This is a genomic window from Massilia hydrophila, assembly GCF_020208145.1.
GTDB classification, from domain to species: domain Bacteria; phylum Pseudomonadota; class Gammaproteobacteria; order Burkholderiales; family Burkholderiaceae_D; genus Telluria; species Telluria hydrophila.
Genome location: NZ_JAHYBX010000011.1, coordinates 20,479 through 44,557 on the forward strand (window position 1 = coordinate 20,479; position 24,079 = coordinate 44,557).

The window sequence follows — 24,079 nt, forward strand, 5'->3', positions numbered from 1 at the left end:
TGAAGTGTTCAGCCGGGAAGGTCAGCGCACTATAGGCAGGCGGGCCGATGCTGTCAACAGGTATTTAACTGGTATGCAAATATTCTTTGCAAGAACGCCACGAATGGCATCTTTTATTTGTATAAACCTTTGATTTTGCAGATGTTTTAATTGGTATTGAAAGTGGTATTGCAGAGGCGTGAAAACGGAGAGGAGGTGCCCGCCGGGAAGGGCGCCGCCGGGCGGCGGCGCCCCGGATATTACTGCACCGAGTGGCGGCTGCCGCGTTGGTCCACCACCAGCAGCGCGGCCTGGCCTTCGCGGCGGGCGGCCTTGCGCGGCTCTTCCTGGCCGGTGACCTGCACCTGCGCCTTGCCCGGGCCCGTGACGGCGATGTCGGCCTGTCCCGCCGTCAGGGCGCGGCCGTCGAGGCCACCGGAACCGCTCAGGCGCGCCTTGACCAAGGCGACATTGCCTTCGACGCGGGCGGCGCCCGGTCCCGTCATCCTGAGCAGCAGGCGCTTGCCGTCGATGCGCGCATCCAGGCCGCCCGAGCCGTGCAGCTCGGCGTCCAGGGTGTCGGACACGTCGGCCAGGGCGATGCCGCCCGGGCCGCGCGCCTTGAGCATGGCGCGCTGGACCTTCAGGGCGCCGGCTTCCAGGTCGCCGGAACCGCTGACGTCGGCGCTGAGTTGGCCGATGCTGCCTTCCAGCGTGGCGCTGCCCGGGCCGCCCAGGCGCACGACCGCGCTGCCGGCCTGCAGGCCGCTGGCGCGCAGGTCGCCGGAGCCGCGTACTTCGGCATCGAACTTCCTGATGGCGCCGTTCACGCAGGCGCTGCCCGGGCCGTTCTGCACGGTGGAGGCTGCTTCCACCGCCAGCGAACAGGCGTCCAGGTCGCCTGAACCGCTGATCTCGGCACGCAGTTCGCGCGCGCTGCCGGACAGCGTCATGCCGCCCGGGCCGCTCATGCGGGCCTGCAGGCGCGCCAGGCGCATGTCATCGGCCGTCAGGTCGCCGGAACCGCTGAGCGTGGCCTTGAGTTCGTTGCCGACGCCGGCAAGGCGCACGTCGCCCGGTCCGGACATGTTCAGTTCCACGTTGGCCACCTTCAGGCGCTGCAGGTCGGCGTCGCCGCTGCCGCTGGAGCGCAGCGCCAGCTCGCGCACCGTGCCTTCGGCCTGCAGGTCGCCGGGGCCGTCCACGCTGAGCGCGACGCGCTCGCCGGCCAGCCGGGACAGCTCGACGTCGCCGCTGCCCGACATCTTCAGGCTCGTCAGGCCGCTCGCGGTGATGTGGATCGTGACCTTGTCGCGCCGCTTGCTCCAGCTGAAATGAAAGCCGGTACGCTGTACCGGGCGCACCACCAGGGTGTCGCCGCGCACGAAGGTCTCGACCTCGCCGAGCTGCCTGGCCTCGCCCGACAGCGCGACCGCCTGGCTCCCCTGGGCCTGCACCACCACCTGGTAGGGGCCGGACAGTTCGATGGCGCTGAAGGCGGCCAGCTTGCGCTGCTGCGTGACCGGCGTGGAGGGCGCTTCGGCATGGCTGGCCTGGGCGAAGGCGCCCGCGGCGATGGCAATGGCGGCGGCGAGCAGGGTAGGCTTGAGGACGGTAGGCATGTTGTTGTCGTTGATCAGGGCGTCGGGGAGACTGCAAGATAAGACAGGCCATCGCCGAAGTCGCAGGGAAACCGACGGAAGCGCAAAAACGGGGAATGAATTGTCATTTTCACGGATGAGCCGAGGCGGCGTGAACCGGCCCGCGCACGCCGCGGTCAATATTGCCGTCAGTCAACGAATCCGGAAAGGGGCGCATGCGCCTCCGGCGCCGGTGCTATATTGCTCGTTCGATCCCGGGAGCCGCCATGTCTTCGCTTACCGTCCGCAAGCTCGACGTCGACCTGTCGGGCGGCTTCGGCCGCCGCTGGCTGGGCGGCGACGCCTACCGCACCCAGTTCTTCAATGCGCTGTCGATGACCTTCCCGATCGGCGAACAGATGTTCATCGACAGCCTGCGCGCGCTGCCGCAGGAGCGGCTCGACCCGGTGCTGCGCGCCGAGGTCAAGGATTTCATCGGCCAGGAAGCGACCCACCGCCACATGCATGTCCAGTACAACGCCGAACTCGAGCGGCAGGGGCTGCGCTTCGCGATCGAAGGGCGCATCGTGCGCCGCGTGCGCCGCATCGCCGCGCTCGGCGTGCGCGACCGGGTGGCGATCACCTGCGCGCTGGAACACTATACGGCGATGCTGGCCGACGGCGTGCTGCGCCACCCCGAGTGGCTCGAGGGCGCCGAGCCGGCCCTGCGCCGCCTGTGGGAATGGCACGCGGTGGAAGAGCTCGAGCACAAGGCAGTGGCCTTCGACGCCTACCGCGCCGCCGGCGGCGGCCACCTGCGCCGCGTGCTGTGGTTCCTGCATGCCAGCCTGGTGTTCTGGTTCGACATCTTCCTGCAGACCGCGCACAACCTGCGGCGCGACGGCGCCCTGTGGCGGCCCGGCACCTGGGCCAGCGCGGCGCGCATGTGGTTCGGCCGGCGCGGCCTGGCCTGGCACATGGCGGGTCCGGTGCTGCAGTACTGTTCGCCGCGCTTCCACCCATGGCGCCACGACAACCGGGGCCTGGTCCGGATGTGGCTGGACCGCAACAGCGCGGCCTGGGAAGCGCTGCGCAGCAGTCCACCCGCCTGAGGCGCCGCGGATTGCCTCGGATAGCCGCAGAACTGCCGTCCGCCATCGCCGGGCGCGGGCCCCTGCCGGGCGGGCGCGTGGCCTGGCGCCCCTCGGGATGTCATAATACGGGTCATGGAAGGAGATCTACCGTGATTCGCTATATGGGCACCCGTAACAAGGATGGGGCTGCTGTGTATGTCTTCATCGTCAATGGCATGCAGAAGGAAGTGCGCGAACACGCGCTGAAACAGCATCCCGGCTGCTATGAAGCCCTGCCGGCCTCGGTCAAGGCCCAGATCGCGGCCAACCGCGACTGGCTGTCCAGGCTCTAGGCCGCCGTGCGCCGTCTTTGGCCCGCCACCGTGTGCCTCGCGCTGTGCGCGGTCTTGCCGGCGCGCGCCATGCCCTCGACCTTCAACCAGGTGATCGGCGATGCCCTGCTGTGCCGCAGCCACCTCGACAACCGCTATTTCCACGACTACCTCACCGCCGCCTTTGGCCCCGCCTACAAGCGCGAGGGCGGCGCCTACTGGTTCCGGGTCGAGGCCACGCTGTGGGGTGCGCGGGTGGCGGAAGTCATGGTCAGCGACGACAGCAGCGAGCTGGTATTCATCGCCGCCGCCACCGGCAGCACCCCGGACGAACTGCAGGAAAGCATCCGCGCCGCTTCCGGCACCGCCTTCCGGCCGCGCGACGCCTCGCCCTTTCCCGTACGCGTGTCCAACCCGGGCAGCAAGATCGCTTACGTGAATGACAAAAGCAAGATATATTGCGCGAAGTTCAAGTCGCAGTCCCGCTAGCCAGCGCAACCCGGCCCACGCATGTACAACCATTACTTCGACCTGAAGGGCGCACCGTTCTCGATCGCTCCCGATCCGCGCTACCTGTTCATGAGCGAGCGCCACCGCGAGGCGCTGGCGCACCTGCTGTACGGGATCGGCAGCGGCGGCGGCTTCGTCCTGCTCACCGGCGAGATCGGCGCCGGCAAGACCACGGTATGCCGCTGCTTCATCGAACAGGTTCCCCCGAACTGCCGGCTGGCCTATATCTTCAACCCGCGCCTGAGCGTGGGCGAACTGCTGCAGAGCGTGTGCGACGAGCTGCACATTCCCTTGCCGGAAGCCGCGTCCGGCGCCGGTATCAAGGCCTACGTCGACGCCATCAACGTCTACCTGCTGGAAGCCCACTCCCAGGGCCTGAACAATGTGCTCGTGATCGACGAGGCGCAGAACCTGTCGGCCGAGGTGCTCGAACAGCTGCGCCTCTTGACCAACCTCGAGACCAGCGAGCGCAAGCTGCTGCAGATCATCCTGATCGGCCAGCCCGAGCTGCGCAGCATGCTGGCGCGCCCGGAACTGGAGCAGCTGGCCCAGCGCGTGATCGCGCGCTACCACCTGGGGCCGCTGTCGGAAGCGGAGACCGGCGCTTACGTCGCGCACCGCCTGGCGGTGGCCGGCAGCAGCGGCAGGCCGTTCCCGCCCGCGCTCACGCCCGCGATCCATGCCTGGACCCAGGGGGTGCCACGCCGCATCAACCTGCTGTGCGACCGCGCGCTGCTGGGGGCCTATGTCGAAAACAGTCCGCAGGTCACGCGCCGGATCCTGAACAAGGCCGCGGCCGAGGTGTTCGCGGCGGAGGCGCCCGCCGCCCGCCCGCGCCGCCTGCCGCTGGCGGCGGGCGCGCTGCTGGCGCTGGCGGCGCTCAGCGCGGCCGCCTGGCAGGTCATGCCGGGACGCGAAGCGGCGCCGGTCAAGCGGGCTGCAACCCCGGCTACCGCCACCGCGCCGGCCCCGGCTCCGGCTGCGGCAGCAAATGCCGTACGGGGCGCGGCGCTGGCCACCGTCCCGCCGCTGCAGGCCGACCAGGCCGGCGCCCTGCGCAGCCTGGCCGCCCTGTGGGGCCAGTCCCTGGACGGCGAGGACCCGTGCGCGGCCGCACTGCGCCAGGACCTGCGCTGCCACCAGGGCCGCGGCGGCCTGTACGAGCTGCGCCTGCTCGACCGCCCGGCCGTGGTGACCCTGCATGAGGGACCGCGCACCGGCTACGCCGTGCTGTCCGCGCTGGACGAGCAGGGCGTGACCCTGAGCGCCGGCGGACGCCGGGAGCGTATCGGCCTGGCCGACTTCGTGACCCGCTTCGGCGGCGAGTTCACCACCTTCTGGCGCATGCCGCGCGCGTTTCGCGACGAGCTGGCCGAAGGCGACCGCGGCCCCGATGCCGACTGGCTGGCGGCGCGCCTGGCGCAGCTGGAGGGCGCGCCCGCGCCGCGGCCCGCGGCAGCGCTGGACGGCGTCACCCGGGAGCGGCTGCGGCGCTTCCAGGGCACGCAGGACCTGAAGGCGGACGGCGTGGCCGGTCCGCGCACCTACATGCGCCTGAACCAGCTGTCGGGCGTGCCCGAGCCCCGCCTGCTGGCCCGGGCCGCGACCGGAAACTAAGCCATGTCGTACATCCTCGACGCCCTCAAGAAGGCCCAGGCCGAGCGCCAGCTCGGCGATATCCCCACCATCCACGCGCCGGCGCCCGCTCCGGCGGCCACGCCGGCGCGGGGGCGCCACATGCCGCTGCTGGCTGCCGTCGGCGCAGGCGCCGCCTTCGTGGCGCTGGGGGCGGCTTTCCTGCTGCGCCAGCCGGCGCCGGCGGCGGGACAGGGCGCTGCGCTGCCGGCGCCGGCCGCCACGGCGGTGCCGCCCGCGGCCGCACCCGCGCCTGCGGCCGTTCCGGTACCGGCGACTGTTGCCGTGCCTGCGCCTGCGTCCGCAAGCAAGGCTGTTCCACCGTCCGCGTCCGCGCCGGCCGGCCTCGTCGCCGCCCCGGCTCGCGTAGCGGAACCGGCGCCCGCCACGCCGGCGGCGGTGCCGGTGCCGCCGGCGTCCACCGCGGCCATCGCACCAGCCCGGCCGGCGCCGGCGCCGGTGCCGGTACGCACGACCGCCACGCCGACGGAGGCGCCGGCGCGCCTGGCGCAAGTTGCGGCGCCCGAGCCGGCGACCGCAGTCCCGGCCCCGCCCCTGCCTGCGCCCGCAGCGGCGCCCGAGGACAGCGCCGGTCCCCTGCAGTCGCTGCCGGAGGCGGTGCAGCGCGAGATCCCGAAAGTCACGTTCGGCGGCTACATCTACTCGCCGAACCCGGCCGAGCGCCTGCTGCTGGTCGACAAGATGCTGCGCCGCGAAGGCGAGGAGGTCGCCCCGGGCCTGGTGCTCGAGCGCCTGCTGCCGAAGGCGGCGATCATGAACTACCGCGGCTACCGCTACCGTGTCGGCTACTGAGGCGCCGCGCCTGCTGCTGGGCGTGGTCGGCTGGTCCGGCAGCGGCAAGACCTCGCTGCTGGAATTCCTGGTGGCGGCCCTGGCGCGCGAGGGCCGGCGCGTGAACGTCGTCAAGCACAGCCACCACGATGTCGAGCTGGAGCCGCCGCACAAGGACAGCGCGCGCCTGCGCCTGGCGGGAGCGGCCGAGGTGCTGCTCGCCTCGCCCTACCGCGTCGCCATCCTGCGCGAGCTGCGCGGCGCCCCGGAGCCACCGCTGGCGCAGCACCTGGCGCGGTTGGCGCCGGCCGAGCTGACTCTGGTCGAGGGATACAAGTGGGAACGCATGCCCAAGCTGGAAGTGTTCCGCCCCGGCCTGGGCCGCCCGGCCCTGTATCCGGACGACCCGGACATCGTGGCCGTGGCCTCCGACGCACCCGCTCCGGTGGAGCAGGGCGGCCGCGCCTGGCTGGACCTGAACGACCGCCAGGCCGTGCTGTGCTGGCTGCGCGCCTGGATGCAAAAAGAAGCGCGGCAAGCCTAAAGTTCCTGCCGGCGCCGCCGTAAACGGTGGATACGCCTTAATGGGAGAGTGACATGGATGTGTCGAGCATCGCCAAGCTGTCCACCAGCATCGCCGAGACCGGCCAGCGCCAGGAGCTGAGCCTGGCCGTCATGAAGAAGGCCCAGCAGATCCAGGAAGCCACCGCCACCCAGCTGCTCGAGGCCCTGCCGGCGGCGCAGCCGGCGCGCCTGCCTGCGCACCTGGGCAACAAGATCGACACGACCGCCTGAGCCTTCGTCTTGCATCTTTCTCCGGCCTGATAAATACTGGCGCTTTTCACCTGCCAGGAGTACCCGCATGACCCACCGCCACGCCCTGATCGCCGCTGCGCTTGCCAGCGCCTGCGCCCACGCCGCCGCCCAGGATGCGATGGGCGTGCCGAAGGCCGACCAGGAAGCCTGCTACGGCGTGGCCAAGGCCGGCCAGAACGACTGCGGCACCGCCACCCACGGCTGCGCCGGCGCCGCCCGCGTCGACCAGGACCCGAACGAATGGAAGTTCGTAGCCAAGGGTAGCTGCACCAAACTGGGCGGTTCGCTGGAGGCCGGACGCGCACCCCGCGACGCGGCGGCCCAGGGCAAGGCCGAAGCCGCGGTGGAGGCACCCAAGCCCGCCGTGCGCAAATAAGCTGCGCAGGCCAGGCCAGTCAACCAGCGCCGCACGCGCACGTCGATGTCCGCTCCCCATGCCGTCCCGCGCGCCGGCGTCGGGCTGCGCGCGCCGCACTACCGCGCCTTCCTCGCCCGGCGCCCCGCGGTCGGCTTCATCGAAGTCCATAGCGAAAACTACCTGGCCCGCGCCGGCTGGGACTGGCACGTGCTGGAAACGCTGCGCCGCGACTATCCGCTCAGCCTGCATGGGGTCGGGCTCGGACTGGGTTCGGTGCAGGGGTTTTCCGAGGCCCACCTGGAACGGGTCGCGGCGCTCGCCGCGGCCCTCGATCCGCTGCTCGTCTCCGAACACCTGAGCTGGGGCGCGCTGGCCGGACGCCAGCTCAACGACCTGTTGCCGCTGGCGCTGGACGAAGCCACCCTGGCGCTGCTGTGCGAGCGCGTCGACCGGGTCCAGTCGCGCCTGGGCCGGCGCCTGCTGCTGGAAAACGTGTCGGCCTACGTGCGCTGGCGCGGCGACAGCATGGGCGAGACCGCCTTCCTGGCGGAGCTGGCGCGGCGCACCGGCTGCGGCATCCTGCTCGACGTGAACAACCTGTACGTCAACCAGCGCAACCACGGCGAAGACGCGCTGGCGGCCATCGCCGCGCTGGCGCCCGGCAGCGTGGGCGAGATCCACCTGGCCGGCCACCTGGAGACACCGCTCGGCGTGGTGGACCACCACGGCGCGGCGGTGGCGGCGCCGGTCTGGGCGCTGTACCGCGCCGCGCTGGCGCGCTTCGGACGGGTGCCGACCCTGGTCGAGTGGGATGCGGAGCTGCCCGCGCTCGAGGTGCTGGTGGCCGAGGCGCAGGCTGCCGATGCGATTGCCCGCGACTATCCGCCACCTGTCCCCGCGCAGCTGCCACCGCCCCCGTCGCGCCCTGCGCCGGCGCCAGGAGCGCAGGCCTCACAGGAAGACATGCAACGGCGCTTCGGCGCGGCCCTGCTCGATGCGGACCATGACGCGGCGCTGGCGCCCCTGCTGAAACAGGGCGGCCTGGTGCGCCTGCCCCTGTACCGCGGCAACCTGGCGGCCGGCTGGGAGCGGGCGCTGGCCGCGGCCTATCCGGTGCTGCAACAGCTGGTCGGCGCGCAGGCCATGGCTGGCCTGGCGCGCGCCTACGGCAGGGCCCATCCTTCGCAGGATCCCGACCTGGGCGCCTTCGGCGCGGACTTTCCCGCTTTCCTGGCCGGTATGGAGGCCGCTGCCCCCTATCCCTACCTGCCGGACGTGGCGCGCCTCGAATGGGCGGTGCACCGTGCCCACCTGGCGCCGGACAGCCCGCCGCTCGGGCTGGATGCGCTGGCCGGCATGGCACCTAGCGCACTGGATGGTGCCCGGATCACCCTGCATCCTTCGGCGGCGCTGCTGGACAGCCCGTGGGCGATCGCGGCGCTGTGGCATGCGCACCAGCCCGGCGGCCCGGCGTTGCCGGCGCGCGTGGACCGGCCCTGCACGGTACTGGTGCTGCGGCGTGGCTGGCAGGTGGAAGTGGAGGAGCTGGATGCGGCCGAGGCGGCTGCCCTGGGCCAGCTGGTACGCGGCGCCAGCTTCGGCGCAGCGCTGGATGCGGCGTCGGCATCGGCGTCCGCGCTCGGCGCCATGCTGGCAGGCTGGTTCGGGCGCGGCCTGGTGGCCGCGATCGCGGCGCAGGACTAGTGGAAGGCGCGCAGGATGCGCTGTTCGCCGGTGCGGTCGCAGTAACGCTCGTTGGCGGCGCGGGTGGCGGCCATCATGCGTTCGAGCTGGGCATCCTCGAAGCGGGCCAGTTCTTCGTTGGCCGCTTCCAGCGCCAGCGCCAGCTTGGCGCGCGCGTTCTGGTACAGGTCGCTGGTGTAGTGGTCGGTGTTCTTCAGCAGCTCTTCCGCATTCTCGATGACGAGACGCAAGTCACCGATGAGCTGGTCCTGGGACTGGGCGCGGTTCGGGGTTTCCATGCTTCACCTTTGGCCGGTTGAGGTAAGTCGATACGCGAGAACTTAAAATATAAACAAGGAATCCTTGTTCTGTTTGTTAAGACGCAAACATAAGCCCGCGATCCCTGTTCCATTGCCCGGCCCAAGGTGATTTATTGCACCCGCACCCGCAGTTCGCCCACGCTCACGGTCTGGCCGCTGCGGATCTTGGCGGTCTTGCGCAGCTCCTGCCGGCCATCGACCGACACGGCGCCGCTGGCGACCATGTTCTTGCCGGCGCCACCACTGTCCACCAGGCCCACCAGCTTCAGCAACTGGTTGAGCTCGACGAACTCGGCGGTCAAATCGAACACGATTGTTTGCATGTTTTTTCTCAGGAAATTAATCGACGGAATCTGGCCGGGTCATGTCGATTGGAACAATCCACCCGTCGAACTGCTGCTCGGTGACGAAGCCCGACTGCAGCGCGGCCTGGCGCAGGGTCAGGCCTTCGTGCGACGCCGTCTTGGCGATCTGCGCGGCGCGATCATACCCGATGTGCGGGGCCAGTGCGGTTACCAGCATCAGCGATTTTTCCATCAGCTCGGCAATGCGCGCATGGTTCGGCTCGATGCCCTGGGCGCAGTGCCGGTCGAAGGAGCGCATGCCGTCCGCCAGCAGGCGCGCGCTTTGCAGGAAATTATGCGCAATCATGGGCTTGAACACGTTCAGCTCGAAGTTTCCCTGCGAGCCGCCGACCGTGATCGCGACGTCGTTGCCGAACACCTGGCAGCACAGCATCGTCAGCGCCTCGCACTGGGTCGGGTTGACCTTGCCCGGCATGATCGAGCTGCCCGGCTCGTTTTCCGGGATCGTGATCTCGCCCAGGCCCGAGCGCGGCCCCGAGGCCATCCAGCGCACGTCGTTGGCGATCTTCATGAGGGCGGTGGCCAGGGTCTTCATGGCGCCGTGGGCGGCCACCATGGCGTCGTGCCCGGCCAGGGCCATGAACTTGTTCGGTGCGCTCTTGAACGACAGGCCGGTGCGCGAGGCCAGCTCGGCGGCGATGCGCGGGGCGAAATCCGGATGCGCGTTCAGGCCGGTGCCGACGGCGGTGCCGCCGGCGGCCAGGGCCAGCAGGCCGGGCAGGGTGGCGCGGAGCGCGCTTTCCGCGAACTCCAGCTGGGCCACGTAGCCCGAGAATTCCTGGCCCAGGGTAAGCGGGGTCGCATCCTGCAGGTGGGTGCGGCCGATCTTGACGATCGATTCGAAATCACGCGACTTGCGCAGCAGCGTCGCGCGCAGCTGGCCCAGGGCCGGCAGCAGGTCCTGGGCCACGGCGCAGGCGGCGGCCACGTGCATCGCGGTGGGGAAGATGTCGTTCGACGATTGCCCCATGTTGACGTGGTCGTTCGGATGCAGCAGGCGCTGCTCGCCGCGCTCGCCTTTCAAGAGCTCGGAACCGCGGTTGGCCAGCACCTCGTTCATGTTCATGTTGCTTTGCGTGCCGGAGCCGGTCTGCCACACGGCGAGCGGGAATTCGTCCGGGTAGCGGCCTTCGAGCACTTCGTCGGCGGCGCGGATGATGGCTGCGGCCTTGTCTGCGGGCAGCTTGCCGAGCGAGCGGTTGACGGCTGCCGCGGCGCGCTTGACCTGGGCCAGCGCGGCCACCAGTTCCGGCGCCATGCGCTCGGTCGAGATGTGGAAGTGGTGCAGCGAACGCTGGGTCTGGGCGCCCCACAGCCGGGCTGCCGGCACCTCGATCGGGCCGAAACTGTCTTTTTCAATCCTGTTTTCCATGGCGTGTCCTGTCGAATGGGCGGAATGGTGTAGCGCGTGGCTAAAGAGTTTAGCCGATTGTCCGTTAATGACGTTCAGGCTTCATTTTCCACTTCCCTATGGCGCGCCGGCTTATCCTGTTATCGATGCTTTCCCTGGCGTGCGCGCTGCCGATCAGTGCCGCCCACGCGGCCGAGCTCGGCGAGCCGCGGCTCGCGTCCTTCCTCGGCCAGCCGCTGGTGGCCGACATCGAACTCACCCTGCTGGAAGACCCGGCCATGCCGGTGCAGGTGCGCCTGGCGCACCCGGAGGTCTACCGCGGCGCCGGCCTCGGCATGCCGCCGGTGCTGTCGACGCTGCGGATGTCGGTGATGCGGCGCGACGGCCGCCAGTTCCTGCACATCACCTCGTTCGCGCCGGTGGAGCTGGAGCGGCTGCACCTGTTCCTAGAACTGGCCGACGGCGCGCAGCGCACCGTGCGCCTGGCAACGCTGTCGCTGGCGCCCGACCCGCATCCGGTCCCGCCTGCGCTGCCCGTGCGGCCGGCCGCGCTGCCGGTGGCGGCGCAGGATCCGGTCCAGGCCCTGGCACCTCCCATGCCGGCTCCGAAGCCCGCGCCAGCGGTGGCCCGGCAGCGGCCCCGGCCGATCGATCCGCCCGCGCCGCCGGCGCCGTCTGCACCGCCGCGGGTGGCGGCCGCATCCCGGCCGCCGTCGGACATGCCGCTGCTGGCCTCCGAGCGCGTGACCGCGCCCGCGCCGGTACCCGCATCGCCATCGGCATCGGCATCCGCGGCGGGCGCCTGTGCCGCCCAGGTGCCGCAGCCGGTCGACAGCTGCGTCGTACTGGGCGCCAAAAATACCCTCTTGCGCGAGCAGCTGGTCCAGCTGGAGGACAAGGTAAAGCTGTTGCAGGTGGCCGCGGGCGCCGCCCCGTCCGAGGCGCCGCGCGCGCCCCGGAAAAAGCGCAAGCAGCCGGAAGCGCCGCCGCCGGCGGAGACCGCCTGGCTGCCGCTGGCCGGCGCCGGTGCCGCCGTGCTGGCGCTGCTGGGCGGCCTGGTCTTCATCGTGCGCCGCCGCAAGGCCGGGGTGCGCGCCGCCGAACCCCGTGTCGGCCTGGCGACGCGCCTGCGCGCCCGTCTCGGCCGCAAGTCGGCGGCGCCGGTCGCGGTCGAGCCGACCCTGGAACAGGGTGCGCACGAGTCGTCTACACAAGTCTGATTTTTACGTTATACTCATTTCATGGTCGCGAGATCATGAACGGCACAGAGGCCTGGCGCAGCCACCACCGATAGCGTGGCGCGGAAAGCAGGCGGACGTTGATGAAACGCCTGTGTCCGGAAGCGGTTCGCCTGCCAGCTGCGGCAGCGAACGCCGGATGCAACCGGCACGAGGCGACGCCAGGAGATACCTGGTGCTCGCTCTCCCCGATTCCGTGTCGGGGCCACTGGCCCGGACACCAGCAAAGCGCCTTCGGGCGCTTTTTGCTTTTTGCTTTTTGCTTTTTGCTGTTTGGTGCCGGCGACGCTACCAAACAAAAAAGGCGCCATGGGCGCCTTTGCAGGGGGGGGGGGCACGCCGCAGCGGCGCCTGGTCCGTTCGCTCAGTGTGCGCACATGGCGCGGTCCAGCTGGCCCATCCACGGTTCGCTCACGTCGCGGATCGCGCGGTCGTTGGCCATCAGTTGCTTGAGCAGATCGATCTTGCGCAGGCGCTTGGCGCCATCCAGCGCCGGCACGCCGCCGAGCGCCGCGCCCGCCGCCACGCTTGCCTGGGCGTTGAGCTTGTCGAAACCACGCCAGTCGCCCGCCTCGGCGGCGCCCTTCATCTGGCCGCTCAGGCCTGCCAGGTTTTCGTACATCGAGAGGACGTCGTTCGAGGTCATGTCTGCACCCATCTTGCTGCCAGGCCGGATTGCCGGGCATCTAAAGGCTTTTACGGACGGCCTTTCGGAAACTTTAGGGTGTTTTCAAAAAATATTTCAAATTTCTTTCTCGCCCCGTTGATATTGTCAAAATGCCATGGTCAACCCGCCATGCATGCTGCAGAATGCTCCGCCATTCCCCCGATTCGGCACTCTGGCCCCGATTTCTGCAGTCTGTCGCATTCCGGGCGCAGCCGCAATCCGGCTTTTCTACAGTGCCCGCTGGGTCTTTGCGTCGTGGCGCGCGGGATCCGCCAATAAAAACAGATGAGAGAGAGATGCTTATGAGAGACATGCCAGTCGCCCTGGCCCTGGCCGCCGCCACTGCGCTCGCATTCGCCGCGGGCGCGCCCGCCGCCCGTGCCGAAGCACCGTTTTCGTTCGCGGCCACGCCGGGCAAGCTGCCCAAGGACGTGGTGCCGCTGCAGTACACCGCCCATGTCGTTCCCGATGTTTCCGGCAACAGTTTCCGCGGCACCCAGACGGTCGAGATCGAGGTCCTGAAGCCGACCTCGACCATCATGCTGAACGCCGACAATCTGCAGATCGACGCGGCCAGCCTGGCCGGCAAGGACATTGGCAGGCTGAACCTTGTCCCCATCCTCGACCAGCAACAGCAGACCCTGCGCTTCGCCCTGGCGCAACCCCTGGCGCCGGGCAGGTATGAGCTGGCGCTGGCCTTCCGCGGCCAGATCAACCGCGAGGGGCGCGGCCTGTTCTACGTCAACTACAAGGCCGGCGGCGCCGACAAGAAGCTGATCGCGACCACCATGGCGCCCACCGACGCGCGCCGCATGCTGCCCACCTGGGACGAGCCCGCCTTCCGCGCGCGCTTCCGCCTGAGCGTCGACCTGCCGGGCCATTTCAAGGCCTATTCGAACACCCCGATCGAGAAGCGCGAGGAACTTGCCGGCGGCATGCAGCGCGTGACGTTCGGCAACACGCCGAAGATGCCGAGCTACCTGGTGGTGCTGGTGGCGGGCGAGCTGGAGCGCCTGGCAAGCCGCCAGGACGGCGTCGACATCGGCATCGTCACCACCGAGGGCAAGCTCGGCGCGGCTACCTTCCCGCTGGCCGCCACCCGCGACCTGCTGCGCTACTACAACCATTACTTCGGCGTTCCCTATCCGCTGCCGAAGCTGGACCAGATCGCGATCCCGGGCGGTTTCAACGGCGCCATGGAAAACTGGGGCGCGGTGGTCTACAACGAGCCGACCCTGCTGTACGACCCGAAGAAGAGCCCGGAGAGGGTCAAGAAACAGACCTTCAATATCAATGCCCACGAAGTGGCGCACCAGTGGTTCGGCAACCTGGTCACCATGGCCTGGTGGGACAACCTGTGGCTGAACGAAGGCTTCGCCTCCTGGATGGCGGCCAAGGCCACCAACCACTTCCACCCGGAATGGCGCCCCTACCTGGACGCCATGGCCGAGCGCGAGTACGTGATGAACCTTGACGCGCGCAAGACCACCCACCCGATCCAGACCCCGATCGAGACCGAGGAGCAGGCCGCCGCCGCGTTCGATGCGATCACCTACCTGAAGGGCCAGGCCTTCCTGCGCATGCTCGAGGCCTACCTGGGCGAGGACGCGTTCCGCAAGGGCATGCGCGCCTACATGGCGAAGCACCAGTATTCGAACACCACCTCTGCCGACCTGTGGGCGGCGCTCGAAAAGGCGTCCGGCAAGCCGGTCGAGAAGCTGGCATCCGACTGGACCCTGCAGCCCGGCTTCCCGCTGGTGAAGGTCGAGGCCGTGTGCGAGAACGGCAGGCGCAGGGTCACGCTGGCGCAGGAACAGTACCGCCTGGACGAGCCGGCGCAGCAGCAGCGCCTGTGGAACGTACCGTTGCAGGTGGGCACCGTCAACGGCAAGGCCTGGACGACGCTGCTGTCCGGCACCAGCGGCACGCTGACCCAGGGCAGCTGCGAGGGCGCGCTGGTGGTCGATCCGCACAGCGTCGGCTACTTCCGCGTGCAGTACGATCCGGCCAGCTTCCATGCCCTGGCCGAACAGGCGCCGCGCCTGCCGGACAGTACCCGCCTGAAGCTGCTGTCCGACACCTGGAGCTTCGCGTCCAATGGCCGCATGGAACTGGGTGCCTACCTCGACCTGGTGCGCAAGTATGGCGACGAGCCGCGCGTGGCCGTGTGGGACGCGATCCTGGCCAACCTGCGCACCCTCGACGGGCTGGCCCGGGGCGAGCCGGAACAGGCGTTGATCCGGCGCTTCCTGGTCGGTTTCGCGCGCCCGAAGCTCGAGCGCCTCGGCTGGGACGAGAAGCCGGGCGAGACCGCCGACGACAGCCAGCTGCGCGCCATGCTGGCCACCGCGCTGGCGCGCGCCGGCGACCCGGAGGCGATCGCGCAGGGACGCTCCCGCTTCGCGCGCTACCTGCAGGACCCGTCCTCGGTGCCGCCGAGCCTGATCGATTTCGTCACCAGCACCGCCGGCCGCTACGCCGACGCCGCCACCTACGAGGCGCTGGCCGCGCGCGCCGCCGGCGCGCCCACCAGCGAGGAACGCAACCGCTTCAGCCGAGCCCTCGCCAGCGCCCAGGATCCGCAACTGGCCGCGCGCACGCTGCAGTCGCTGCTCTCGCCCCAGACCCCGCCCGACCTGCTGCCCTACCTGCTGGGCGGCGTGGCCAGCGAACACCTGGACCTGACCTGGCGCTTCGCCACCGCCAACCGCGATGCGCTGCTGGCGAACATGGAAGCGCTGGGACGCCACAGCCTGTTCGCCGGCATCGTCAGCGCGTCGGCCGATCCGGCCCACGCCGGGATGATGGAAGCCTATATGCGCAAGCACTTCGGCGCCGACGGCGCGCTCGAAGGGGAACGCGTCGGCAATGGCGTGCGCATCCGCGCCGACCAGAAGGCGCGCCTGCTGCCCCAGGTGCGCGCCGCCCTCCAGTGAGCGGGCAGAACCACAGGACACAGAACCACTGACAACAGAAGGGAAACCATGAATACCAGTTGGACTCCGATCAAGATCGCCATCACTCTTGCCCTGTGCGGTGCGGCCGCCATTTCTCCGGTCCAGGCCGCGGGGCAGGCCGCTGCGGCCAAGCCTGCGGCCGCCAGGCCCGCTGCGGCGCTGCCGGGCGACGACTTCTATGCCTACGTCAATGGCGAGTGGATGGCCAGCACCGAGATCCCGGCCGACCGCGGCTCCTGGGGCGCGATGGGCGCGCTGGCCGAGGACAACAACGGCCGCATCGTCAAGCTGATCGAGGAAGCGGGCGCCAGCAAGTCGGCCAGCGCCGAGGCGCGCAAGGTGGCCGATTTCTACAGCGCCTACATGAACGAGGCGGCGATCGAAGCGGCCGGCCTGTCCCCGCTCAAGCCGCGCCTGGAAAAGATCGCCGCGATCAAGGACCGCAGCAGCCTGGCGCGCGTGCTGGGTGAATTCCTGCGCGCCGACGTCGACCCGCTGAACGCCACCGATTTCGAGACGCCGAACCTGTTCGGCGTGTGGATCAACCAGGGACTGAGCGAACCGGGACGCAACCTGCCTTATCTGCTGCAGGGTGGCCTGGGACTGCCGGACCGCGCCTACTACCTCGACAACAGCCCGAAGATGGCCGAGCTGCGCGGCAAGTACCAGCAGTACATCGGCGCGATGCTGAAGCTGGCCGGCTACGACAACGTGGAGGCGCGCGCGGCGAAGATCTTCGCGCTGGAATCGGAACTGGCGCAAAGCCACGCCAGCCGCGAAGAGTCGAGCGACATCCTGAAGGCCAACAACGTCTGGGCCAGGAAGGACTTCGCGGCCAGGGCCCCGGGCATGGACTGGAACGCCTTCCTGCAGGGCGCGCGCCTGGACCGCCAGGACCGCTTCATCGCCTACCATCCTGGCGCGCTCAAGGGTGCGGCCGCGCAGGTGGCTGCCACCGACCTGGCCACCTGGAAGGACTACCTGGCCTTCCACAGCCTGAACCAGTTCTCCAGCACGCTGCCGAAAGCCTATGCCGACCTGCGCTTCGAGTTCTACGGCAAGGGCCTGACCGGCTCGCCGCAGCAGTCGGCGCGCTGGAAGCGCGCGCTGGCCGCCACCAACGGTGCGATGGACGAAGCGGTCGGCAAGCTGTACGTGGCCAGGTACTTCCCGGCCGAGAACAAGGCGCAGATCCAGAAGATGGTCGCCAACATCAAGCAGGCCTTCGAGCGCCGCATCGACAAGCTGGACTGGATGGCGCCTTCGACCCGCGCCCAGGCCAAGGAAAAGGTGCGCACCATGTACGTGGGCGTGGGCTATCCGGACGAATGGAAATCCTACGCCGGCCTGCAGGTCTCGCCGACCGACGCGCTGGGCAACGTGATGCGCGCCCAGGAGTTCTACTATGCCCAGCAGCTCGCCAAGCTCAAGCAGAAACCGAAGAAGACCGACTGGGCCATGCCGCCCCAGCTGGTGAACGCGGTCAACCTGCCGCTGCAGAACGCGCTGAACTTCCCGGCCGCGATCCTGCAGCCGCCGTTCTACGATCCGAAGGCGTCCGACGCGCACAACTACGGCGCGATCGGCTCGGTGATCGGCCACGAGATCAGCCACAGCTTTGACGACCTGGGCGCCCAGTTCGACGCCCAGGGGCGCCTGCGCGACTGGTGGACCAAGGAAGACCTGGCCCACTTCAAGACCGCGTCGCACAAGCTGGTGGAGCAGTACAACGGCTACAAGCCCTTCGACGACCTGGCCATCAACGGCCAGCTGACGCTGAGCGAGAACCTGTCCGACCTGGCCGGCCTGGCCGCGGCCTACGACGCCTTCAAGGCGGCGCCGAGCGGCAAGGCGGGCGGCGTGGAGGGCGACCGCGCCTTCTTCACCGGCTACGGCCAGGCCTGGCGCACCAAGATGCGCGAAGCCTCGCTGCGCCGCACCGTGCTGACCGACGGTCATGCGCCGGGCCAGTACCGCACCTACACCGTGCGTAACCTGGACGCCTGGTACGATGCCTTCGACGTCAAGCCGGGGCAGAAGCTGTACCTGGCGCCGGAGCAGCGCGTGCGCGTCTGGTAAGCCGGCAACCCGCACGACCTGCGCCGGTGCGCAGGTTGTGCGGTGTGCGCTGCCCGGCGCCGCCGTCTCGGCGATAATACGGGCATGGACCTGCACGACATCACCCACCGCACCCTGGCCCACTACGACCAGACCGCGGACACCTTCTTCGCCGGCACCATCGACCACGACGTCAGCCAGAACATCGATGCGCTGCTCCAAGCCATCGAGTCGGCTGCGCCGTTCACGATCCTCGACCTCGGCTGTGGTCCGGGGCGCGACCTCAAGGCGTTCACCGAGCTCGGCCACCAGGCCATCGGTATCGACGGCAGCAGCCGTTTCGTCGAGATGGCGAGGCAGTACAGCGGCTGCGAAGTCTGGCACCAGGATTTCCTGGAGCTCGACTTGCCGGCCGCCCGATTCGACGGCGTTTTTGCCAACGCCTCGCTGTTCCACGTGCCGGCGGCCGCCTTGCCGGACGTGCTGGCACGGCTGTACGGCACGCTGAAACCGGGCGGGGTGCTGTTCAGCTCGAACCCGCGCGGGGACAACCGCGAAGGCTGGAATGGCCCGCGCTACGGCAGCTACCACGACTACGCCGCCTGGGAACGCTACCTCACCAGCGCTGGCTTTGTTCCTCTGCATCATTACTACCGTCCGGCCGGTTTGCCGCGCGACCAGCAGCCCTGGCTGGCGAGCGTCTGGCGCAAGCCTGTGTGTTAATTGGCGAACAGAGTTGGCGGGGTTTGGAGCCTATGGTGGGGTTTCGATCCACCAACGAGGAGGGTGCTCCATGAACGAGGACCAGATCAAGGGCAAGGCCAAGGATGTCGGCGGCAAGATCCAGGAAAAGGTTGGCGAAGCCGTCGGCAACCGCCAGGCCCAGCGCGAAGGCGTGTCCAACCAGGCCGAAGGCAAGGTGCAGGAAAAGGTCGGTGACGCGAAAGACATCGTCAAGGGCAACCGCTAGTCCCGCCCACCAGGCACAAGGCCGCGCAGTGCGCGGCCTTGTGTTTTCCAGCGCCTAGGGACTTCGCTTCTGCGCCGTTCGGTCATCCAGTATGTCTTCGATGTACAGCATCCTGACCAGCACCGAGAGCGTGGCCGCGAGCGGCGTCGCCAGGGCCACGCCGGCGAAGCCGAACAGGGTCCCGAAGATCAGCTGCATCACGATCACCAGGGCCGGCGGCAGGTCGACCGCCTTGGCTTCGATCAGCGGCTGCAGCGCGTAGCCCTCGATGAGCTGGATGCCGAGGAACAGCAGTACCGTGTACAGCGCCAGGTCGGGACTGATCGACAGCGCCAGCAGCACCGCCGGCACGCCAGCCATGATCGGGCCGAGGTAGGGGATGAAATCGAGCAGACCGGCGATGATGCCGAGGATCAGGGCAAGCGGCACGCCCAGCAGGCTCAGGCCGATCGAGGTTGCCACGCCAACGATCAGCATCGACGCCGACTTGCCCAGCAGCCAGCTTGCCAGCGTGTTCCCCAGCTCCTGCTGCACCTCGCGGGCGCGGCTGCGCCTGGCTTTCGGAACCAGGCGAATCGCGCCGGCGGTGTAGGTATGGGGACTGGCGGCGAAATAGATGCCGACGAACAGGATGATGACGATGTTGCCCAGCGCGCCGATCACGCCGCCAAAGAACAGGCCTGCGTTCGGCACCATATCCCCCATCTGCTTGACGATCTGCTCTGGGGGCGGCAGTTCCGCCACGACCCGCTTCATGATCGGGTGCTGCTCGACCGTCGTCTTCAAACGCTCGACCGCAGCCGGTACCTCCTGCGCCAGCTTGGTGGACTGCTCGGAGATCTGGGGCGCCATGGCCCAGCTGCCGATCCCGATGATGCCGAGCAGGGCGGCTACGACAATGACGAGCGCGACCGTGCGGTTCATAGGGAAACGGCGTGCCAGGATCTCGCTCAGCTTGTAGAACAGGATCGCGCACAGGATGCAGGCAAAGATCAGCAGCAAGGCATCGGCGGCGAGTACGACCGCGGCGGCCAGGGCAATGAAGAGGATGGCGATTCCGCTGATCATGGTGACCCGTTTGGCAACCCGGCGTTGCGTGGGCGGCGGGTCGACAGCGTCTTCTTTCTGATGTTCGTTCATGGCTCGGCCTCTCGGGGCGTGGTCGTGTTGCCAAAAGATTAGCATCGCCAGCGCATTGGAGTCGCGCAAATACTGACATTTGTGCAATGTGCGGACACGAACAGAAGGGATGTGAACGCCGCCGTATTCTGTACCCGTGCATGGCCATCCGGACATGTGAATTCAAGGAGAAGACCATGATTAACGAAAATCAAGTCAAGGGCAAACTGAAAGAAATCGGTGGCAAGATCCAGGAAGAATTCGGTGATGCGATCGACAGCCCAACCCAGGAAGCCAAGGGCAAGGCGACCAAGGTCGAAGGCAAGACCCAGAAGACGATGGGCGATGCACAGGAAAAAGTGGAAAACACGCTGGACGACGCCGCGCGCCGCCCGCACTGATTCGTGCATTGACGCGCTTTCGCGCGCCCACGACAGCCGCCCGAGTGCGGCTGTTGTTGTTTGAGGCGCGCTGAAATGCAAACAGCCGCCCGCGGGCGGCTGTTTGCATAGGCGGAAACCCGCTTACTTCGCTGCCGTTGCGCCGAGGTTCTTCTTGAAGAAGGCCTCGATCAGGCCATACACGTGGCGCTGGTTGGTCTTGCCCGAGATGCCGTGCTTGGCGCCCGGATAGGTCATCAGGTCGAACTGCACGTTACGCTTGACCAGCTCGTCGATCAGGCGGGTGGTGTTGGTGAACAGGACGTTGTCGTCCGCCATGCCGTGAATCAGCAGCAGCGGCGACTTCATGCCGTCCAGGTGCGCGAAAACGCCGCTGCGCGCATACGCTTCCGGATCCGACTTCGGCGTGCCGCCCACGAACTGCTCGGTGTAGTGGGTGTCGTACAGTGCCCAGTCGGTCACCGGCGCCACCGACACGCCCATCGCGATCTTGCTTGATGCCGCCGACAGCAGGCGCAGCGTCATGAAGCCGCCATAGCTCCAGCCGAACACGCCGATGCGCTTCGGATCGACGAAGCTTTGCCGGGCCAGCCAGTCGATGCCGGTCACCTGGTCTTCGACCTCGTGGTGGCCGAGCTTGTTGTAGATGACGTCGGTGAAGGCGCGCTCGCGGCGGCCCGAACCGCGGTTATCCAGGCGGAACACCACGAAGCCCTGCTGCGCCATGTACTGGTCAAAATAATTGCCCCAGGCACGGGTCACGCGCTGCGAGTGCGGACCGCCATAGGTGAACAGGAACACCGGGTAGCGCTTGCCCGCATCGAAATTGGCAGGCTTGATGATCGAATAGTGCAAGGTCTGGCCATCCTTGGCCTTCATCGTGCCGTATTCGGTGGGCAGGTGGTCCGCGATGTACTTGCCGTATGGGTGGTTCGCGTTCAGTTCGTTCTTCTCGAGCCATTCCACCATCGTGCCGTCGGCGCGGCGGATCGACACTTGCGGCGGGGTGGTCGGGTTCGAGTAGGTATCGACGAAGATCTTGCCGTTCCCAGCGAACGCGGCGTCGTGCCAGCCGTCGCCGGACGTGATGCGGGTCGGCGTGGCCGCATTGCTGCCGTCCAGCTTGAGCGCATAGGTCTGCTTGTCGATGATCGCATCCTTGCCCGACGACACATAGACCTTGCCGCCGGCTTCATCCACCGCCAGCACGCTGTCCACGCCCCAGTTGCCCTTCGACAGCGGAACCTGCAGCTTGCCGTCCAGGCCGTACAGGTAGAGGTGCTTGTAGCCGCTGCGCTCGGAAGCCCAGATGAAGGCTTTCTTGTTCTTCAGGAAGCGCAGGTCGTTGTGGATCTCGACCCAGGTCTTCGAGGTTTCGGTCAGGAGCGGGCGCTGGGCCAGGGTGTCGACGTCCACGGCCACCAGGTCGAGGCGCTTCTGGTCGCGCGTCTGGCGCTGGTAGACCAAGGTCTTGGCGTCGGCGCTGAAATCGGCGCGCACCAGGTAGATGTCTTTCTCGGCACCCAGGTCCACCTTGCGCTGCTGGCCGGTGGCCGGGTTGACGATCATCAGCTCGATCAGCACGTTCGGGTCCCCGGCGGCCGGGTAGTGCTGGTCGATCACTTCGGTGCGGTCGGCGAAGATCTCGAAGCGGCGCACCACCGGGACCGGTTTTTCATCATAGCGGCGGTAGGCGATCGCGGAATCGTCCGGCGCCCAGTAGTAGCCGGTATGCTGGTCCATCTCTTCCTGCGCGACGAATTCCGCCTCGCCATTGTGGACGGTGCCCTTGCCATCAAGCGTCAGCTGGCGCTCGGCGCCGGTCTGCAGGTCGATCACGACCAGGTTCTGGTTGCGCACGAAGGAGACGTAGCGACCCTTCGGCGAGATCTTCGGATCGGTCACGTTGCCCGAAGCGACCTTGCGCGGCGCGTCCGGTTTCGCCGCGTCGACCAGGAACAGGTCGCCGCCGATCGGCACCAAGAGCTGCTTGCCATCCGGCGACCAGTTATAGGTCAGGATGCCCGACAGGCCGGCGGTACGGGCGCGCTCGCGGCGCGCCTTTTCTTCCAGCGACAGCTCCTCATTCGGCACCAGGCGCTTGGAATCGACCAGGCGCTGGGTGCTCTTGGTCTTCATGTTGTATTCCCACAGGTCCAGCTGGTACTGGTTGTCGCTGCGGCCGCGCAGGAAGGTGACGCGTTCGCCGTCGGGCGACACGCGCAGGTTGCGCACGCCGGGGCCGGCCAGGGCTGGATCACCGTAGATGCGGTCCAGCGTCAGGCGTTCAGCCATGGCGGGAGCAGCCGCGAGGGCGACCGCGAAAGCGGTCGAGAGGAGCAGGGAAGGGCGCATGAGGTCTCTGATATAAATTAATTTACGACAACTGCGGAACGATACCAGAGACCGCCCCGAAAAGCTGTAACTACACATGCGCCGCCATGTGTTTGCCTCCGCGGGGTGCCGCACCATCCCGGATGCGCTGGCGCGCCAGCTTCTCGAAGGACCAGGTGAGCAGCATCGCGGCGATGGTCAGCGCGACGACCAGGCCGATCCAGAAACCGGTGGTGGACATCGGCGCCGCCGGCGTCCACGGGAACCAGCCCGGCGCCAGGCCCAGGATGCAGCCGAGCGGCAGCGACACGCCCCAGAAGGCCAGCAGCTGGATGATCATCGGCGCGCGCGTCACCTGGTAGCCGCGGATCGCCGAGGCGGTTGCCACCTGGGTCGCGTCGGAAAGCTGGAACAGGGCGGCCAGCAGCAGCAAGTGGGCGCAGGCAGCCTGTACCGCCGGGTCGGAGGTGTAGATGGCCGCGATCTCCCAGCGGAAGATGGCGATGAACAGCGCCGACAGGGCGCCGAACGCCACCGCCATGCCCACTCCCACCCAGCCGACGAAGCGGGCGCGTACCGGATCGCCTTCGCCCATGGCCTGGCCGACGCGGGTCATCATGCCGATCGAGAAGCTGAGCGGCACCATGAATACCAGGGAAGCGAAGTTCAGGGCCACCTGGTGCGCCGACACGGCCACCACGCCGAAACGGGCTACAAGCAGGCTGATCAGGGCGAAGGCGCTGACCTCGGCGAAATAGGTGACACCGATCGGCAGGCCGAGGCGCAGCATGGCGCCGATCTCCTTCCAGTCCGGTCCTTCCCATCCGGTGAAGGGATAGGTCATGCGGTAGGCCGGCGAAACCTTGACCCAGAAGACCATGGCGCCCAGCATCAGCCACATGCCCACCGCCGTGGACACCGCGCAGCCGACCGCGCCCAGGCGCGGGAAACCCCAGTTACCATAGACCAGCAGCCAGTTCGACAGCACATTGAACAGCAGCCCGAAAATGGCGATCCACATGATCGGCTTGGTCTGGTTGATGCTGGTCGTGTAGCCATACAGGGCGCGGTAGCAGGCGAAGGCCGGCATGCCGGCGCTGATCACGTGCAGGAACAGCGCGGCGCGGTCGGCCACGTGCTGGTCCAGCCCGACATGGTCGAACAGCAGGGTGCACAGGTTGGCGAACAGCATGGCGACCAGGCCCACGAGCAGGCCCTTCCACATCGACTGGCGCACGGAATGCGGGATCTGGTCGTAGCGCGCGGCGCCGATTTCGTGGGCGACCACGGTATTAATCGCCATCATGGTGCCCATCACGGTCACCAGCACGATCGACCAGATCGAGGTGCCGAGCGAGACGGCGGCCAGTTCCTCGGCGCTGACGTGGCCCGTCATGGCGACGTCGGCCACGCCCATGCCGACGGTGGCCAGCTGGCCGACCAGCATCGGCCAGGACAGGCGCCACAGGGTGGCGATTTCGGCGCGTACCGGCGCGACGTGGGCGGGTGGGGTGCTGGTCATGGCCTTCGATTCTTGTTCC

23 protein-coding genes are annotated in these 24,079 nt (G+C 68.2%); 15 read left to right on the top strand and 8 right to left on the bottom strand.

The window, feature by feature from the left end; genetic code table 11:
* Positions 1-239: 239 nt before the first annotated feature.
* On the bottom strand, positions 240-1,601 hold the full coding sequence (locus LE190_RS19330; protein ID WP_225240234.1) for a GIN domain-containing protein: 1,362 nt from the start codon (positions 1,599-1,601) through the stop codon (positions 240-242).
* 245 nt (positions 1,602-1,846) lie between these two features.
* Here LE190_RS19330 and LE190_RS19335 point away from each other — a divergent pair, with 245 nt between their 5' ends.
* The 9 genes from LE190_RS19335 (at position 1,847) to bufB (ending at position 8,779) form a co-directional block, all read left to right on the top strand.
* Entirely contained in the window at positions 1,847-2,671 is an 825-nt protein-coding gene (locus LE190_RS19335; protein WP_225240235.1) for a metal-dependent hydrolase, read from the top strand.
* A 131-nt stretch (positions 2,672-2,802) separates the two neighbouring features.
* A complete protein-coding gene (locus LE190_RS19340; protein ID WP_225240236.1) occupies positions 2,803-2,985 on the top strand; it encodes a hypothetical protein in 183 nt (60 codons plus the stop codon).
* Between the two features lie 6 nt (positions 2,986-2,991).
* Complete coding sequence (locus tag LE190_RS19345) at positions 2,992-3,453, top strand: hypothetical protein (protein ID WP_225240237.1); 462 nt, start codon at positions 2,992-2,994, stop codon at positions 3,451-3,453.
* 21 nt (positions 3,454-3,474) lie between these two features.
* Entirely contained in the window at positions 3,475-5,091 is a 1,617-nt protein-coding gene (locus tag LE190_RS19350; RefSeq protein ID WP_225240238.1) for an ExeA family protein, read from the top strand.
* 3 nt (positions 5,092-5,094) lie between these two features.
* Positions 5,095-5,922, top strand: a complete 828-nt coding sequence (locus LE190_RS19355) for a general secretion pathway protein GspB (RefSeq protein ID WP_225240239.1) — start codon at positions 5,095-5,097, stop codon at positions 5,920-5,922.
* Entirely contained in the window at positions 5,909-6,445 is a 537-nt protein-coding gene (gene mobB, locus LE190_RS19360; RefSeq protein ID WP_225240240.1) for a molybdopterin-guanine dinucleotide biosynthesis protein B, read from the top strand. Before LE190_RS19355 ends, mobB begins: the two co-directional genes overlap by 14 nt.
* A gap of 53 nt (positions 6,446-6,498) precedes the next feature.
* Complete coding sequence (locus LE190_RS19365) at positions 6,499-6,696, top strand: YjfB family protein (RefSeq protein ID WP_224946383.1); 198 nt, start codon at positions 6,499-6,501, stop codon at positions 6,694-6,696.
* A gap of 67 nt (positions 6,697-6,763) precedes the next feature.
* Positions 6,764-7,093, top strand: a complete 330-nt coding sequence (locus LE190_RS19370) for a BufA1 family periplasmic bufferin-type metallophore (protein ID WP_225240241.1) — start codon at positions 6,764-6,766, stop codon at positions 7,091-7,093.
* 45 nt (positions 7,094-7,138) lie between these two features.
* Positions 7,139-8,779, top strand: coding sequence for an MNIO family bufferin maturase (gene bufB, locus LE190_RS19375; RefSeq protein ID WP_225240242.1), 1,641 nt, complete (start codon positions 7,139-7,141; stop codon positions 8,777-8,779).
* Here the strand turns inward: bufB and LE190_RS19380 are convergent.
* The 3 genes from LE190_RS19380 to fumC form a co-directional block, all read right to left on the bottom strand.
* On the bottom strand, positions 8,776-9,057 hold the full coding sequence (locus tag LE190_RS19380) for a DUF883 family protein (RefSeq protein WP_225240243.1): 282 nt from the start codon (positions 9,055-9,057) through the stop codon (positions 8,776-8,778). The two genes, bufB and LE190_RS19380, sit on opposite strands and share 4 nt — an antisense overlap.
* 131 nt (positions 9,058-9,188) lie before the next feature.
* Positions 9,189-9,401 carry an RNA-binding S4 domain-containing protein gene (locus LE190_RS19385; RefSeq protein WP_224946387.1) on the bottom strand — a complete coding sequence of 71 codons (213 nt, stop codon included), beginning with the start codon at positions 9,399-9,401 and terminating at the stop codon, positions 9,189-9,191.
* 16 nt (positions 9,402-9,417) lie between these two features.
* The gene (gene fumC, locus LE190_RS19390) at positions 9,418-10,815 is read right to left on the bottom strand and encodes a class II fumarate hydratase (protein ID WP_225240244.1); all 1,398 of its coding nucleotides are present in this window, start codon (positions 10,813-10,815) and stop codon (positions 9,418-9,420) included.
* Between the two features lie 125 nt (positions 10,816-10,940).
* Here fumC and LE190_RS19395 point away from each other — a divergent pair, with 125 nt between their 5' ends.
* A complete protein-coding gene (locus LE190_RS19395) occupies positions 10,941-12,014 on the top strand; it encodes a type IV pilus assembly protein FimV (RefSeq protein ID WP_225240245.1) in 1,074 nt (357 codons plus the stop codon).
* Positions 12,015-12,396: 382 nt separating this feature from the next.
* Here LE190_RS19395 and LE190_RS19400 read toward each other — a convergent pair whose 3' ends face one another.
* A complete protein-coding gene (locus tag LE190_RS19400) occupies positions 12,397-12,678 on the bottom strand; it encodes a flagellar protein FliT (RefSeq protein ID WP_225240246.1) in 282 nt (93 codons plus the stop codon).
* Between the two features lie 332 nt (positions 12,679-13,010).
* Between LE190_RS19400 and LE190_RS19405 the strand changes: the two genes are divergently transcribed.
* The 4 genes from LE190_RS19405 (at position 13,011) to LE190_RS19420 (ending at position 18,684) form a co-directional block, all read left to right on the top strand.
* On the top strand, positions 13,011-15,635 hold the full coding sequence (locus LE190_RS19405; protein WP_225240247.1) for a M1 family metallopeptidase: 2,625 nt from the start codon (positions 13,011-13,013) through the stop codon (positions 15,633-15,635).
* A gap of 48 nt (positions 15,636-15,683) precedes the next feature.
* A complete protein-coding gene (locus LE190_RS19410; RefSeq protein WP_225240248.1) occupies positions 15,684-17,735 on the top strand; it encodes a M13 family metallopeptidase in 2,052 nt (683 codons plus the stop codon).
* 84 nt (positions 17,736-17,819) lie between these two features.
* Positions 17,820-18,437, top strand: coding sequence for a class I SAM-dependent DNA methyltransferase (locus LE190_RS19415; RefSeq protein WP_225240249.1), 618 nt, complete (start codon positions 17,820-17,822; stop codon positions 18,435-18,437).
* A 70-nt stretch (positions 18,438-18,507) separates the two neighbouring features.
* Positions 18,508-18,684 (top strand): CsbD family protein, encoded by a 177-nt coding sequence (locus LE190_RS19420; RefSeq protein WP_225240250.1) that lies wholly within the window; start codon positions 18,508-18,510, stop codon positions 18,682-18,684.
* A 54-nt stretch (positions 18,685-18,738) separates the two neighbouring features.
* Here the strand turns inward: LE190_RS19420 and LE190_RS19425 are convergent, their stop codons facing one another.
* Complete coding sequence (locus LE190_RS19425) at positions 18,739-19,824, bottom strand: AI-2E family transporter (RefSeq protein ID WP_225240251.1); 1,086 nt, start codon at positions 19,822-19,824, stop codon at positions 18,739-18,741.
* Positions 19,825-20,000: 176 nt separating this feature from the next.
* Between LE190_RS19425 and LE190_RS19430 the strand changes: the two genes are divergently transcribed.
* The gene (locus LE190_RS19430; RefSeq protein WP_229517394.1) at positions 20,001-20,204 is read left to right on the top strand and encodes a CsbD family protein; all 204 of its coding nucleotides are present in this window, start codon (positions 20,001-20,003) and stop codon (positions 20,202-20,204) included.
* 123 nt (positions 20,205-20,327) lie between these two features.
* Here the strand turns inward: LE190_RS19430 and LE190_RS19435 are convergent, their stop codons facing one another.
* Together LE190_RS19435 and LE190_RS19440 are read right to left on the bottom strand one after the other, a co-directional pair.
* Positions 20,328-22,559, bottom strand: coding sequence for a S9 family peptidase (locus LE190_RS19435; RefSeq protein ID WP_225240252.1), 2,232 nt, complete (start codon positions 22,557-22,559; stop codon positions 20,328-20,330).
* Positions 22,560-22,629: 70 nt separating this feature from the next.
* Positions 22,630-24,060, bottom strand: a complete 1,431-nt coding sequence (locus LE190_RS19440) for an MATE family efflux transporter (protein WP_225240253.1) — start codon at positions 24,058-24,060, stop codon at positions 22,630-22,632.
* Positions 24,061-24,079: the final 19 nt, after the last annotated feature.

Bases quoted from the DNA above. Each gene is read 5' to 3' on its own strand.
- LE190_RS19330 (WP_225240234.1), bottom strand. From the start codon at position 1,601: ATGCCTACCGTCCTCAAGCCTACCCTGCTCGCCGCCGCCATTGCCATC.
- LE190_RS19335 (WP_225240235.1), top strand. From the start codon at position 1,847: ATGTCTTCGCTTACCGTCCGCAAGCTCGACGTCGACCTGTCGGGCGGC.
- LE190_RS19350 (WP_225240238.1), top strand. From the start codon at position 3,475: ATGTACAACCATTACTTCGACCTGAAGGGCGCACCGTTCTCGATCGCT.
- LE190_RS19355 (WP_225240239.1), top strand. From the start codon at position 5,095: ATGTCGTACATCCTCGACGCCCTCAAGAAGGCCCAGGCCGAGCGCCAG.
- LE190_RS19365 (WP_224946383.1), top strand. From the start codon at position 6,499: ATGGATGTGTCGAGCATCGCCAAGCTGTCCACCAGCATCGCCGAGACC.
- LE190_RS19370 (WP_225240241.1), top strand. From the start codon at position 6,764: ATGACCCACCGCCACGCCCTGATCGCCGCTGCGCTTGCCAGCGCCTGC.
- bufB (WP_225240242.1), top strand. From the start codon at position 7,139: ATGTCCGCTCCCCATGCCGTCCCGCGCGCCGGCGTCGGGCTGCGCGCG.
- LE190_RS19380 (WP_225240243.1), bottom strand. From the start codon at position 9,057: ATGGAAACCCCGAACCGCGCCCAGTCCCAGGACCAGCTCATCGGTGAC.
- LE190_RS19385 (WP_224946387.1), bottom strand. From the start codon at position 9,401: ATGCAAACAATCGTGTTCGATTTGACCGCCGAGTTCGTCGAGCTCAAC.
- fumC (WP_225240244.1), bottom strand. From the start codon at position 10,815: ATGGAAAACAGGATTGAAAAAGACAGTTTCGGCCCGATCGAGGTGCCG.
- LE190_RS19395 (WP_225240245.1), top strand. From the start codon at position 10,941: ATGCTTTCCCTGGCGTGCGCGCTGCCGATCAGTGCCGCCCACGCGGCC.
- LE190_RS19400 (WP_225240246.1), bottom strand. From the start codon at position 12,678: ATGACCTCGAACGACGTCCTCTCGATGTACGAAAACCTGGCAGGCCTG.
- LE190_RS19405 (WP_225240247.1), top strand. From the start codon at position 13,011: ATGCCAGTCGCCCTGGCCCTGGCCGCCGCCACTGCGCTCGCATTCGCC.
- LE190_RS19410 (WP_225240248.1), top strand. From the start codon at position 15,684: ATGAATACCAGTTGGACTCCGATCAAGATCGCCATCACTCTTGCCCTG.
- LE190_RS19415 (WP_225240249.1), top strand. From the start codon at position 17,820: ATGGACCTGCACGACATCACCCACCGCACCCTGGCCCACTACGACCAG.
- LE190_RS19420 (WP_225240250.1), top strand. From the start codon at position 18,508: ATGAACGAGGACCAGATCAAGGGCAAGGCCAAGGATGTCGGCGGCAAG.
- LE190_RS19425 (WP_225240251.1), bottom strand. From the start codon at position 19,824: ATGAACGAACATCAGAAAGAAGACGCTGTCGACCCGCCGCCCACGCAA.
- LE190_RS19430 (WP_229517394.1), top strand. From the start codon at position 20,001: ATGATTAACGAAAATCAAGTCAAGGGCAAACTGAAAGAAATCGGTGGC.
- LE190_RS19435 (WP_225240252.1), bottom strand. From the start codon at position 22,559: ATGCGCCCTTCCCTGCTCCTCTCGACCGCTTTCGCGGTCGCCCTCGCG.
- LE190_RS19440 (WP_225240253.1), bottom strand. From the start codon at position 24,060: ATGACCAGCACCCCACCCGCCCACGTCGCGCCGGTACGCGCCGAAATC.